General features: G+C 65.5%; 13 protein-coding genes. 7 read left to right on the top strand and 6 right to left on the bottom strand.

The features are described from left to right. Window position 1 precedes the first annotated feature (1 nt). Window positions 2–1,618: an ABC transporter ATP-binding protein gene (locus tag G332_RS0103045; protein WP_019625527.1), complete on the top strand. Its 1,617-nt coding sequence runs from the start codon at window positions 2–4 to the stop codon at window positions 1,616–1,618. Window positions 1,619–1,910: 292 nt separating this feature from the next. On the opposite strand, the gene mutM is transcribed toward G332_RS0103045, so the two are convergent. From mutM to G332_RS0103030, 3 genes are read right to left on the bottom strand one after another with little or no spacing between them, the layout of a single operon-like run. Next, on the bottom strand, window positions 1,911–2,726 hold the full coding sequence (gene mutM, locus G332_RS0103040) for a bifunctional DNA-formamidopyrimidine glycosylase/DNA-(apurinic or apyrimidinic site) lyase (RefSeq protein WP_019625526.1): 816 nt from the start codon (window positions 2,724–2,726) through the stop codon (window positions 1,911–1,913). Further along, window positions 2,719–3,669: a hypothetical protein gene (locus G332_RS0103035; protein WP_019625525.1), complete on the bottom strand. Its 951-nt coding sequence runs from the start codon at window positions 3,667–3,669 to the stop codon at window positions 2,719–2,721. The genes mutM and G332_RS0103035 overlap by 8 nt, the downstream gene beginning before the upstream one ends. 6 nt (window positions 3,670–3,675) lie before the next feature. Continuing rightward, complete coding sequence (locus G332_RS0103030) at window positions 3,676–4,899, bottom strand: EAL and HDOD domain-containing protein (RefSeq protein ID WP_019625524.1); 1,224 nt, start codon at window positions 4,897–4,899, stop codon at window positions 3,676–3,678. Window positions 4,900–4,973: 74 nt separating this feature from the next. Between G332_RS0103030 and G332_RS0103025 the strand changes: the two genes are divergently transcribed. Further along, a complete protein-coding gene (locus G332_RS0103025) occupies window positions 4,974–5,204 on the top strand; it encodes a hypothetical protein (protein ID WP_019625523.1) in 231 nt (76 codons plus the stop codon). A gap of 102 nt (window positions 5,205–5,306) precedes the next feature. Here G332_RS0103025 and rpmG read toward each other — a convergent pair whose 3' ends face one another. The 3 genes from rpmG to G332_RS0103010 form a co-directional block, all read right to left on the bottom strand. Then, window positions 5,307–5,477, bottom strand: coding sequence for a 50S ribosomal protein L33 (gene rpmG, locus G332_RS0103020; protein ID WP_019625522.1), 171 nt, complete (start codon window positions 5,475–5,477; stop codon window positions 5,307–5,309). A 12-nt stretch (window positions 5,478–5,489) separates the two neighbouring features. Next, window positions 5,490–5,726 (bottom strand): 50S ribosomal protein L28, encoded by a 237-nt coding sequence (gene rpmB, locus G332_RS0103015; protein ID WP_019625521.1) that lies wholly within the window; start codon window positions 5,724–5,726, stop codon window positions 5,490–5,492. Window positions 5,727–5,811: 85 nt separating this feature from the next. Beyond that, a complete protein-coding gene (locus tag G332_RS0103010) occupies window positions 5,812–7,536 on the bottom strand; it encodes an EAL domain-containing protein (protein WP_019625520.1) in 1,725 nt (574 codons plus the stop codon). Window positions 7,537–8,013: 477 nt separating this feature from the next. On the opposite strand from G332_RS0103010, the gene G332_RS0103005 reads away from it, so the two are divergent. The 5 genes from G332_RS0103005 (at window position 8,014) to rng (ending at window position 12,948) form a co-directional block, all read left to right on the top strand. After that, complete coding sequence (locus tag G332_RS0103005) at window positions 8,014–8,946, top strand: LysR family transcriptional regulator (protein ID WP_019625519.1); 933 nt, start codon at window positions 8,014–8,016, stop codon at window positions 8,944–8,946. A gap of 6 nt (window positions 8,947–8,952) precedes the next feature. After that, the gene (locus G332_RS0103000; protein ID WP_019625518.1) at window positions 8,953–9,699 is read left to right on the top strand and encodes a GMP synthase; all 747 of its coding nucleotides are present in this window, start codon (window positions 8,953–8,955) and stop codon (window positions 9,697–9,699) included. After that, window positions 9,696–10,190, top strand: a complete 495-nt coding sequence (locus G332_RS0102995; RefSeq protein ID WP_026340548.1) for a hypothetical protein — start codon at window positions 9,696–9,698, stop codon at window positions 10,188–10,190. The genes G332_RS0103000 and G332_RS0102995 overlap by 4 nt, the downstream gene beginning before the upstream one ends. Continuing rightward, entirely contained in the window at window positions 10,187–11,308 is a 1,122-nt protein-coding gene (locus G332_RS0102990; RefSeq protein WP_019625516.1) for an AI-2E family transporter, read from the top strand. The genes G332_RS0102995 and G332_RS0102990 overlap by 4 nt, the downstream gene beginning before the upstream one ends. Window positions 11,309–11,412: 104 nt before the next feature. After that, window positions 11,413–12,948 carry a ribonuclease G gene (rng, locus tag G332_RS0102985; RefSeq protein ID WP_019625515.1) on the top strand — a complete coding sequence of 512 codons (1,536 nt, stop codon included), beginning with the start codon at window positions 11,413–11,415 and terminating at the stop codon, window positions 12,946–12,948. Window positions 12,949–12,982 lie beyond the last annotated feature (34 nt).

Raw genomic sequence — 12,982 nt, 5'->3', positions numbered from 1 at the left:
CATGCTGGAGGTGAAGAACCTGCAGATCCGCCACCGCGACAGCGAGGCGCCCCTGGTGGAGGCCGCCAGCTTCTCCATCCGCGGGGGCGAGCTGTTCGCGCTGGTCGGCGAGTCCGGTTCCGGCAAGTCGATCACCGCGCTGGCGATCATGCGCCTGCTGGATGGCGGCTTCCAGCGGCCGTCGGGCGAGGTCTGGCTGGCCGGACGCGAGGGGCGCCAGGAGCTGCTGGGTCTGCCGGATGCGGTAATGCAGTCGGTGCGCGGCGACCGCATCGGCATGATCTTTCAGGAACCGATGACCTCGCTGAACCCGGTGTTGACCATCGGCGATCAGATCGAGGAGGTGCTGCGCCTGCACCGCCCGCAGATGGATGCTGCCGCGCGCGCGGCGCGCACCCTGGAGGTGCTGCGCGAGGTGCAGCTGCCGAACCCCGAGCAGCGTCGCGAGGAGTACCCGCACAAGCTCTCCGGCGGCCAGCGCCAGCGGGTGATGATCGCGATGGCGCTGGTGGCCGAGCCGGACCTCTTGATCGCGGACGAACCGACCACCGCACTGGATGTGACCATTCAGGCGGAGATCCTGAAGCTGATCGACCGTCTGCGCGAGCGTAACGGCATGGCGGTGCTGCTGATCACCCACGATTTCGGCGTGGTCGCCTCGGTGGCCGACCGCGTGGCGGTGATGCGCCAGGGCCGCATCGTGGAGCAGGGCGCCTGCCACCCGCTGCTGCGCGACCCGCAGGACGCCTACACCCGCAGGCTGATCGAGGCCCTGCCGGAGAACCTGCCGCCGCTGCCGCCGGTGCCCGGGGCCGGGCGCGAGGCGCTGCTGGAGGTCGCCGGGCTGCAGGTGCACTTCCCGGTGCTCAAGGGCCTGCTGCGGCGCCAGGTGGACGTGGTACGCGCGGTGGATGACGTCTCGTTCGCGCTGGACAACGGCGAGGTGCTGGCGGTGGTCGGCGAGTCCGGCTGCGGCAAGACCACGCTGGGCCGGGCGATCCTGCGCCTGGTCGAGCCGACCGGCGGCGAGATCCGCTACCGTGGCGAGTCGCTGAGCGCGATGCCGCGCAAGGCGCTGCGTCGGCTACGGCGCCACCTGCAGGTGGTGTTCCAGGATCCGGCCTCATCCTTGAACCCGCGCCTGAACGTGATGACCCTGCTGACCGAACCCATGGGCGTGCACGGGATCGGGGCGGATCAGGAAGAGCGCATCGCGATCGCCGGGCAGGTTCTGGAGCAGGTCGCGCTGCCGGAAGATACCCTGTGGCGATACCCGCACGAGTTCTCCGGCGGCCAGCGCCAGCGCATCGCGATTGCCCGTGCCCTGGTGCTGGACCCGGACGTGATCATCTGCGACGAGGTGACCAGTGCGCTGGATGTGTCGGTGCAGGCCGAGGTGTTGCAGATCCTCGGCCGGCTGCGGGTGGACCGGCAGCTGGCGATGATCTTCATCACCCACGACATGGGCGTGGTGGAATACTTCTCCGACCGCATGCTGGTGATGCACGACGGGCGGATGGAGGAGATCGGCGCGACCGCGGAGGTACTGGCCAGTCCAAAGGCCGAATACACGCGCCACTTGTTGAACGCCGTGCCCCGCGTGTCGCGCTACCTCTGATGCCGGGGGGGCGGCGTCCCTTGATGTCGCCACATGAGAACACGGAGACATTCACGATCGTGGTGCCGGGGCAGGGCCGGGCGCAAGGCATAGAAGGTCGCTTGCACTGATCGGGCCGGAGGGCGCTGCCGGGCCATGCACAAATATGGAAAGGGGGCGGTCTCCGTCTGTCCTGTTTACTCCCGTAATCGCGGCCGCCGCCTCCCAGTGTCAGCCCGACCGGAGCGTGGCGGTTATCCGGGAATTTTGTGGTGAAGGGGCCTTGCGACGCGGCCGTGCCGCAGAAGCGATGCTATTTCTGACAGTTGGGGCAGTAGCTGCTGGCGCGCTGTCCGATACGGCGGGTCTGCAGGGTGGTGCCGCAGGTCAGGCAGGGCTCGCCGGCGCGGCCATAGACATGCAGGGACTGGCGGAAATACCCATGCGTGCCGTCTTCGCGCAGGAAGTCCCGCAGGGTGGTGCCGCCCTGTTCAATTGCCTCCGTCAGCACGGCGCGGATATGGAGCACCAGGCGTTCGTATTCGGCCCGGGTCACCCGCCCGGCCGCGCGCCCCGGCCGGATGCCGGCGAGAAACAGTGCCTCGGTCGCGTAGATGTTGCCCACGCCAACCACGATGGCCTGATCCATGATGAAGACCTTCACCGGGCTGCGCCGGGAGCGGCTGCGGCGGAACAGGTAGTCGCCGTCAAATGCCGCATCCAGTGGCTCGGGACCGAGGTCGGCGAGGAGCGGGTGGTGTGTGGGGTCTGCGGGCAGGGGCAGGCAGCAGCCGAAACGGCGTGGGTCATGCAGTCGGACCTGACGGTTGTTGTCCAGGTGCCAGATCAGGTGGTCGTGGCGGCGCAACGGGGTATCAGGTGTGCAGTGACGCAGGCTGCCGGACATGCCCAGGTGTAGCAGCAGGCCGCCCCGGTCGGTATCCAGGAGCAGGTACTTGGCGCGTCGGGTCAGGCTCTGCACGCGAGCACCCGCCAGGTGCTCGGGCAGCGCCTCCGGTACCGGCCAGCGCAGGCGCGCCTCGCGTACCTCCAGGGCACGGATGCTGCGTCCATTCAGCAGCGGTGCAAGGCCGCGTCGGGTGGTTTCGACCTCGGGCAGTTCAGGCATGTACGCCTTCGATCTCCAGCAGCAGTTCGCGCCTGCAGATATCGCCGCGCGCCCATTGCACCACGGGGGGCGGCCACGCATTGCTGAAATGTTCGGCCAGGACCGCAGCGACACAGGCGCGGTCCCCGGGACGGCGCAGGTAGACTCGCAGCCAGCGCGGAGGTGGCAGGTGGCGCCCGGCGGTCTCGTGCAGGGCCCGCAGGTTGGCCAGCGTCTCGCGGGTCTGGGCGGCGACATCGTCGGGATGCCGGCTTTCGTGACCGACGATGCTGGCGGTGCCTGACAGCAGGATCAGTGGGCCACCCGTGGTGTCCAGCCGCGTGGCGCGTGCAAAGGTCGGGCTCTTCGGACTGTAGCGCTCCGGGTAGCGGTAGGCGCTGACCTGGCGCGGGTTTTCCAGTGCCGTAGCCGGGGTGCGGGTCGCGATCAGGTAGATCACCAGCCGCGGCTGGGTGCCGCCAATGGCCGTGGCAGCGGGCATGCCGGTCTGCGGGATTGCAAGGGCCTCCAGGGCGGCGGCGCGCCCGATGCAGAAGGCCTGGTAGCGTTCGAGGCCATCTTCTTCGCCATGGATGTCGCCAAAGAAGTTCCAGATACGCGCCAGGTGTTCGAAACCGCGCGCATGGCAGGCGCTCAGCAGGTCACGGTAGGCCTGTTCGGTCTGGTCGCGCAGGCCATGATCCGGCCCTTCCCAGCTTGCGAACAGGATCTCCGGATATTCGAGCAGCCGCAGAGGGCCCCGACGTTCGGGGCGGGGACTGCCGCGGGTAGTCCAGGACTCGACATAGGCGTCCGGTGCCACCGCCTCCAGGCCGGGATGGATCTCGAGAAGGCCGTCGCGGGTATTGTCGGCACTGGCGGGCGCGCCCAGGTGCACGTGCATGCCGGTATCGGGGTCGCTCGCGGCCTCCGGTAGCAGCCGGCTGCGCAGGTTCAGGGTCATGGCCGGCTATCCTTCCGGGTCCCGGGTCAGTGAGGCCAGCAGGTCTTCGGTCCAGCGCACGGATTCCAGGTACAGATGGCTGGATACTGTGACCGGGACCAGAGCATCTTCGGCCTCCGGCGCGGATGTCGGGTCTTCGAAGGCGGCGATGGTCGACAGCAACGGGGCCAGTGGCCCGCTGCTTTCCAGCAAGGCCTGTTCCATCTCGCTAGACAGCTGCAGTTCGCCGAGGATGCGCCGCAGGGGGACGCCCAGCACCCGGTCGAGTCCGGAGAGCATGCCGAGGGTGAAATAGCGCTCGCACTCCGCGTTCGGGAGATCGAGGGCGCGCCCCATCAGCATCCCCATGCGGGCACGGATCATCACCTGTTCGAGGCCGTGGGTCTGACCTGCGGAACCCCGCAGCACCATCAACATTGCCAGGCGCTTGATACGCCCCTGGCCGAGGCGCAGGATCGCGTCGTGCAGGGATTCGGTCGCGCGCGCGCCGCGATAGGCAGGGCTGTTGGCGATGCGCAGCAGCTCGATGGCCAGACCGGGTTCGGTGGCGATCAGGTCTTCCAGCTCGCTCGGCTCCGGGTCCGGCGCCTGCAGTGCGCGCAGCAGCCGCAGCAGTGCCAGTTCCAGGCTTTCCAGGCGTTGCCCTTCGATGACATGCGGATGGGACAGATGAAAGCCCTGGAACAGGTCGAAGCCGAGCCGACGGCAAAGGGCATAGTCCTCGGGGGTCTCGACCTTCTCGGCCAGCAGTTGCACGCCGAACTGGCGCAGGTTGGTGAACTCCTGTTCGATGCGTTCGTGCCCCAGATTCAGCACGTCCAGCTTGACCAGATCCGCCAGTTCGACCAGCTCGGTATGGTGTTCCTGGAACTGGTAGTCGTCCAGCGCGATGCGAAACCCCTGGTCTTTCAGGCGTCGGACCGCGGCTACGACCTCGGCGTTGATCTCGATGTCCTCGAGGATCTCCAGCACCACCTGGTGGGGCGGCAGGCTGGTGATGACGTCGTGCTCCAGGAAGCCGCGGGTAAGATTGACGAAGGCCAGGTGCTCGCCGACCAGGTGCTGGAGTCCGATATCGACGAAGGCGCTGCGCAGCAGATCCGAGGTGGCCAGGTCGCCGTCGGTCACCGAGGCGGTGTCGAGGTGCCCCGTGCGAAAGAGCAATTCGAAGCCAATCAGCTTCTCCTGATCATCGAAGATGGGTTGCCGGCCGACAAAAATTGGTTGCATGCTTGCGCTTGGTCAAAAGACAGATGGGCGGCCTTGACGGTTCGTAGCTGGCCGGCTCAGGAGGAACACACACCATGGATTCGATTGATGCGCCATTTGGCGAGGTCGTGGAACTGCGGCAGATCCTGCACGACTCGGGAGTCCCTTTGCTGCGCGTTATTATCCGCGATGGCGAGCGCTATACCAAGATCGAACTGGACCCGGCCACGGCTCATCGCTGGGGCCGGCAGATGACGCGCTGGGCGGAAACGGCCGCAAAGGGCGGTGTTGCGCCGGCAGAGGGCGGGCAGGCTGACCCCGTCTGAACGCACGTCGCACTCACGCACACGCAAAAAAGCCCGGCACCGCGCTTGCGGGCTGGGCCTTTTTTGAGCCAGGGAGTCAAACAGGTGGACCGACAGGCCCGATTATTTGATTTTGGCTTCCTTGTACATCACGTGCTTGCGGATGACGGGATCAAACTTCTTGATCTCCATCTTCTCGGGCATGTTCCGCTTGTTCTTGGACGTGGTGTAGAAGTGTCCGGTGCCGGCGGAGGACACCAGGCGGATCTTGTCGCGTGCGGTCTTGGCAGCCATTGTGAATCTTCCTTAAATCTTTTCGCCGCGGGCACGGCAGTCCGCCAGGACCGCATCGATGCCGCGCTTGTCGATGATGCGCATACCCTTGCTGCTCACGCGCAGGCGCACGAAGCGATTTTCGCTCTCCACCCAGAAGCGGTGGGAGTGCAGATTGGGCAGGAAGCGCCGCCGCGTCTTGCGGTGGGCGTGCGAAACGTTGTTACCGGTCGCCGGGCGCTTGCCGGTCACCTGACATACTCGGGACATCGGGGGGACTCCGGAATTTGGGTCTACCAGAAAGACGGCGGACTATAGCGCAGCCCCGGGGGCGGTGCAAGTGAGACGCACAGGTTCATTCGGGGTGGGGACTGCAGCGCGCCTGCACGCCAGCTTCGATGCCGCAGGCCTCGGCCCAGGCGATGGCAGCATCCAGCGGCATCGGCCGCGCAACCCCGTAGCCCTGAGCCGCGTTGCAGCCCAGGGCGCGCAGGGCATCCAGTGTGGCCTGGTCCTCCGCGCCCTCAGCCACGACTTTCAGACCGAGATCGTGCGCGAGGCTGATGCTGGCGCGCGTGATCTGCGCATCGACCGGCTGCTCCCGCATATGGCGCACAAAGGTCTGGTCGATCTTGAGGGTCGAGACCGGCATGCGTTTGAGGTAAGCAAGAGACGAGTAGCCGGTGCCAAAGTCGTCGATCGCCAGTCTCAGGCCGGCGGTGGTCAGGCGGTGCAGGGCGGCGATAACCGCGTCGGGCTCGGACATGACGGCGCTTTCGGTGAATTCCAGCTCCAGGGCGCAGGGTGGCAGTCCCGAGTGTCGGACCATGGCCAGCACGTCCTCGGCGAAATCGGGGTCGAGGAAATTGCGCGCGGAGATGTTCACGCTGACAGGCATGGCGAGTCCGTGTCTGCGGAAGATTGTCAGGTCGTTAATCGCTTGTTCCAGAAGCTTGCGGGTCAGGGGGTGGATCAATCCGGTGCGTTCGGTCTGGGGGATGAACGTGTCCGGACGGATGTGCCCCCGGACCGGGTGCTCCCAGCGCAGCAGCGCCTCCATGCCGCTCAGGTGACCCGTTTTCAGGTCCAGTTTGGGCTGGTAGTACAGTCGTAACTGGTCCTGGTTCAGGGCCCCCTGAAGTTCGCCCAGCAGTTCCACTGTTTGCAGGCTGTGGTCATCGCTGCGGCGGTCGTAGCTGCGGTAGTAGCGTCCGGCCTGGCTCGCCTGGTGCATGGCCAGCCAGGCCTTGGTCAGTAGTCGGGTGGGTTCGTCCTGTTCATGAAACGGGAAGGACGAAAGGCCGGCATGAGCCCCGAGATAGATCGGAATGTCGTGGACCTGAAACGGGGCCTGCAGGCGGTCGATAACGGCCTGCGTGAGTTGCAGGGCCTCGCGCCGGCTGCGATGCGGAAGGATCAGGACGAAATGGTCGTCGTGGACATGAAAGACCGTGGAGCCGCTGGCGGTGGCGGTGTCGCACAGGCGTTTCGAGATGGCCAGTAGCAGGGGGCGTTCCGCGGTCAAGCCCAGGGCGCTGATGGTGTCCTGATAGTTGTCCATCTGCAGACTGATGATGAAGACGCGGGTGGCGGGCGGGGTGGGGGCCTCGGCCTGTTTCATCAGGTGGCGGGTGTACCTCTCCAGGGCCTCGCGGTTGGGCAGGTCGGTCACCGGGTTGTGGTAGGCCTGGTCCAGCAGTCGTCGGGAGTGCCGGTTCAGGGTGTCGAAGAGCCAGCCGGCGAAGCCGCCGAGGACGACGTAGATCGTGGCGCGTGTGGCCCAGTTGAGGGTGGGCTGCGGGATCCCGGCAGCGCTGTCCAGAGGCATGAAGGGTCCCAGGATCAGTCCGGCCAGGAGACCGCAGGCAAGACCGCCCCAAAGGCCGAACAGTGCGGCACCCAGCAGCACCGGAATCAGGATGAAATTGAGGTAAGCGGTCGAGGTGCCGCCGGTCTTGTATACCAGCAGGGCCACCAGGGCCATGAGTGCGACGGTGGCGGCGGCGCCGGCGATGCGCCAGGGCTTGCGAATACGCTGCGGGTGTTCCGGCTGCCACGTGGCAGCCGGAGGTTGCGTCATTCCAGCTCCTTCGGGGTGCCGCTGATTCATGAACACGCTCGCGTTGCATCCGGGATTTTGCGGTTCTGTGTTGCAGCCTGCAGTTACCAGCACCGGGGCCACAACAGCGGGGCCATCAAGGGGAATACGAAATGAATATACACACTCGCGCTGGCATCCCGGGTTTTCCGGGGCCGGATGTGTCGTGCGGGGGCATGGTGTTGCCTGCCCGTTCCTGACGGGTTCGTTTGCAGGGTTCGGGGCGCTGCGCAGGATCGGGAAGGCCGGGGTGTCCACGCGAGCGTGTGCATGACGCGGCGGTTCCGTGGGGTCTGCCGTCGTGCATGGGGTTGCAGACGCGTGCTCAGGGGTCTTGTGGGCGCTTTAGACGGGTGCTGCGGTTTCCGGGCCGCGTAGGCGTCGGGGTTGCTGTTGCCGCCGATGGTGGATTGGTAGCATGCGCGCGTTTGGACGGAACGGATATTCAGGCGGGGCGGCATGGCCGATCGGCGTTTGCAGGTCTTTCTGACGGTGGCGCGGTTGCTGTCGTTCACGCGCGCGGCCGAGGTGCTGCACATGACGCAACCGGCCGTTACCTTTCAGGTGCGCCAGCTCGAGGAACAGCTCGACACGCGGTTGTTTGATCGCAATCACAATCGCGTCACTCTGACCGACGCCGGGCGCCTGGTCCAGCGCTATGCCGAGCGCATCTTCGATACCTACAGCGAACTCGAGGCCGCGCTGCGTGAATTGAAGGGCGCGGATGGCGGGGCGCTGGTGATCGGTGCCAGTACCACGGTGGCGGAATACATGCTGCCGGCCCTGCTGGGGACCTTCCGCCGCGCCCACCCCGATATTGGTATCCGCCTGCGTGTTGGCAACACCGAGAATGTGGTGGTGATGGTCGAGGAGGGCAGCGTGGACCTGGGTATTGTCGAGGCCCCTGTCAGCCATCGCAGTCTGCAGGTGCAGCCTTGCCTGGTGGACCAGTTGCGGCTCATTGTGCCGCCGGAACACGAACTCGCAGGGCGCGAGACCGTGCACGTGGCCGACTTTATCGAGCGCCCATTCATATGCCGGGAGGAGGGTTCCGGGACCCGCGAGGTAATCATGGAGTACCTTGGGCGTGCCGGGTACGACCGCAACAGCCTGCGTGGCTGCATGGAACTGGGCAGCCCGGAGGCGATCAAGGGGGCGGTGGTGGCCGGTATGGGGGTCTCGGTGTTGTCCGAGGCGGTGGTAGCCAAGGAACTGGCCCTGGGCGAACTGGTGGCGCTGCCGCTGTCGCCGCCGCTGGAACGGCCGATCTCTCTGGTGCACGCGCGTCAGAAGTTTCGTGTGCCCACGCTGGAGGTGCTGATGCAGTTCCTCAGCGGCTACTGCACCGGTCAGCGCGCACCGGCCCCGGCTCAAGAAACCAGACAGGATTGATGCGACATGAAGAACTACTGCGTGGTGCAGCATACGTATTCGGAATTCCTCGGGCTGATCGAATCGCAGCTGGAAAAGCGCGATATCGGTTTCTCCTACTACCGTCCGTTCGTGGGTCAGGACCTGCCGGGCTCTGCGGCCCAGTTTGACGGTCTGTGGCTGCTCGGCGGGGCGTGGCCGACTGCGGATCGCGAGGAAAACCCGCAGGTCCCGGATGAACTGTCCCTGATCGATATCTTCCGGCGCTCGAAGCGCCCGGTGGTGGGGCTGGGCATGGGGGGGCTGCTGGTCGCCGAGCAGGCCGGCGGTACGGCCCACGAAGAACCGATGTATCGGGCCCGCTTCGTGACGGCGCACAAGACCGCGGCTGGTGCTGGTGATGCTCTGGCCGAGACCCTGGACGGTCGGCGCGTGCTGCAGCTGGTCAATGGCAGCGTGTCTCTGCCGGAAGGGCTGGAGCCAATCCTGGTCGACGACGAGGGCGACTGGCTGGCCGTGCGCCCGGATGCCCTGACCTATGGCATGCTTTTCCGGCCGGAGATGAAGCCGGGCATGCTCGAAGACATCATCATGGAGGCCCGCCACAATCCACCGCCGAACATGGGCGAGCTCCTGGGCGAGGCGCGTATGGAGTGGGGCGAGATGCAGAAGGTGACCTCGGACGTAATCGTGGCTGTGGTCAAGGAACTGGAGCTGATGCAGGAGCGGCGCAAGATGCCGGTGTTCAGTCTGAAGATCGAGGACGACGGATGATCCCGCCACTGGGCCCCGATGGGGCAGGTAGTCTGCCCGGAGGGGGCTTCGGGTCGGTGCTCGGGGGTGCCCGCAAGAAGGGCGGGGACGATCCGGCCAGTGCGATCGCCGAGATCGCCGCGCGGCTGTCGGCCGAGGATCAGGCCAGCCTGCTGAAGTTTGCCCGCTTCCTGGAGCAGGAGTCGCCGCCACCGGCGCCGGAGCCACTGCCGGAACCGGAGCCCATCCCGCGTCCGGAGAGCGAGTCCGTGATCAAGGCGATGCGGCGGCTGTCCGCCACCTATCACATGCTGGACCGCTCCAGGCTGCTGAACGAGACCTCCGCCCTGATGGCCCAGCACGTGATGCAGGGGCGCGAGGCGGTCGAGGTGATCGACGAGCTCGAGGTGGTGTTCCGCAGTCACTACGAGAAGGCGGTCGCTGAGGATCCGGCGCGCACGGATCAACAGGATGCCCCGGACGAATCGGGGGCGGGAGGACCGACTCCATGATCGAAGTCCTGCGTCAGTGGTATCTGCGGCATTTCACCGACCCGCAGGTGGTGATTCTCGCGTTCCTGCTGTTGCTGGGTTTTCTTGTTGTCGTCTTTGCTGGCCGCATCCTTGCGCCGCTGCTGGCCTCGCTGATCATCGCCTACCTGCTGGAGGGTGGAGTCAAGAAGCTGACCCGGGTGCATGTGCCGCGCCTGTTGGCAGTCACCATCGTGTTGCTCGCGTTTCTCGCCCTGACTGTGGCGGCGCTGTTCAGCGTGGTGCCGCTGTTGTCGGCCCAGGTGACGCAGTTGGTGCGCGAGCTGCCCGGCATGATCCGCGAGGGGCAGTCCTTGCTGCTGCAGCTCCCCGAGCACTACCCGCAACTGATCACGGACGATCAGGTACGGGATCTGATGGGGGCGATCCAGGCCGAGGCGACCTTGCTGGGTCAGCGGGTGGTCTCGTTCTCGCTGGCCTCCGCGCGGCATTTGGTGGATGTCGTGATCTATCTGATCGTGGTGCCGCTGATGGTGTTCTTCATGCTGAAGGACCGTGATCTGATCCTGAGCTGGGTGCGCGGCTTTATGCCGCGTGATTCCCACCTGGCCGGTGAGGTGTGGCGCGAGGTCAATGTGAAGATTGCCAGCTACGTGCGTGGCAAGTTCATCGAGATCATGATCGTCTGGGTGGTGACCTTCCTGACCTTCAACTGGTTCGGGCTGGAATTCGCGGTCCTGCTGTCGTTCATGGTCGGTATTTCGGTGATTATCCCGTACATCGGGGCGGCGGTGGTGACCATCCCGGTGGCGGCGGTGGCCTATTTCCAGTTCGGCATCGGACCCGAGTTCGCATGGATCCTGATCGCCTATGGCGTGATCCAGTTTCTGGATGGCAATGTGCTGGTACCGCTGCTGTTCTCCGAGGTGGTCAACCTGCATCCGGTGGCGATTATTGCCGCGGTGTTCCTGTTCGGGGGCATTTGGGGGCTCTGGGGGGTGTTCTTCGCCATCCCGCTGGCGACCCTGGTGCATGCCGTGATCAAGTCCTGGCCACGGCTCGAACCGGCCAGCCCCGAGCCGATCGAAGCGGCGGACGCGACTGCGGCGGACATGGCCCCTCCCGAGGGCAAGACTTGATTCATGCACACACTGCGCTCGCCCCTCAGGGTTTCCGCGGCAAGGTGTGTCGCGCAGCGGGTAGTGGTCCTGCCCGCCCGATTCACTCATAACAAGAAGAACGCATGACCGGTACCGAAATCCTGATGAACGTGACGCCCCAGGAAAGCCGTGCGGCCCTGGTGGAAAACGGTGTGCTGACCGAACTCCATCTGGAACGGACCCGGCGCCGCGGGATTGTGGGCAATATCTACAAGGGTCGGGTCGTGCGGGTGCTCCCGGGCATGGACGCCGCGTTTGTGGATATCGGTCTGGAGCGCACGGCCTTTCTGCACGCCTCCGATGTAGCCCCGGTGGAACGTGAGGAGCTCAGCGGGAACGCCCTGGTGGGCGTGGAAGGGGCCGCCACGGTGAACGGCAATGGCAGTACCGTCGCCGCCCCGGCCGCGCGCGAGGGGATCCGCGAGCTGCTGCGTGAGGGCCAGGAGATCCTGGTGCAGGCGGTCAAGGACCCGCTGGGATCCAAGGGCGCGCGGCTGACGACCTATATCACGCTGCCCTCGCGGAATCTGGTGCTGATGCCCAAACAGGCGAACGTGGGCGTGAGCACGCGGATCGAGGACGAAGGGGTGCGGGCGCGCCTGCGCGAGGCCATGGAATCCCTGCGCGACGAGCTGGCCCCGGAGCACGGTTTCATTGTGCGTACGGCTGCCGAACTGGCGGACTACGAGGCCTTGTATAACGATACGGCCTTTCTGAAGAAGGTCTGGGATGGCCTGCAGGAACAGGTGGCCAGTGCCCCGGCGGGGACGGAGGTGTACACCGATCTGCCGCTGGTGGAGCGTATCCTGCGCGATATGGTGGGGGTGGATATCGAGCGCATCCGCATCGACTCGCGCGAGACCTATCAGAAAGTGTGCGGTTTTGTGGAGCGTTACCTGCCGGAACTGATCGGGCGCATCGAACACTACCCCGGTGAGCGCCCGATCTTCGATCTGTTCAATGTGGAAGAGGAGATCCAGCGCGCACTGGAACGCAAGGTGGGACTGAAGTCGGGTGGTTACCTGATCTTCGATCAGACCGAGGCGATGACGACCGTTGACATCAATACCGGGGGATTCGTCGGGCATCGCAAGCTCGAAGAGACCATCTTCAAGACCAATCTGGAGGCGGCCCAGGCCATCGGACGGCAACTGCGTCTGCGCAATCTCGGTGGGATTATCATCATTGATTTCATCGACATGCAGGACGACGAGCACAAGCGCCAGGTGATCCGTGCACTGGAGAAGGCCCTGGAGCGCGATCACGTGAAGACGCAGATCTGTGACGTCTCGCCGCTGGGTCTGGTCGAGATGACGCGCAAGCGTACCCGCGAGAGCCTCGAGCATCAGATGTGCGAGCCGTGCCCGGTCTGCGGTGGCCGCGGCTATCTGAAATCTGCCGAGACCGTCTGTTACGAGCTGTTCCGCGAGATCCTGCGCGAGGCGCGTCAGTATGACGCGCGCGAACTGCGTGTGCTGGCCTCGCAGAACGTGATTGATCTGCTGCTGGATGAGGAGTCCGCCGCCCTGGCGGAACTGCAGAGCTTTGTCGGCGTTCCGATTCGATTCCAGGTCGAGACGCTGTATACCCAGGAGCAGTTCGACGTGGTGTTCGTCTGACGCGGTTTCCGTCCGAGGTTCCACGGGCCCCGGG

Source organism: Thioalkalivibrio sp. ALJT (assembly GCF_000381825.1).
Lineage (GTDB): Bacteria > Pseudomonadota > Gammaproteobacteria > Ectothiorhodospirales > Ectothiorhodospiraceae > Thioalkalivibrio.
This window is presented reverse-complemented; position numbering and strand designations above follow the sequence as displayed.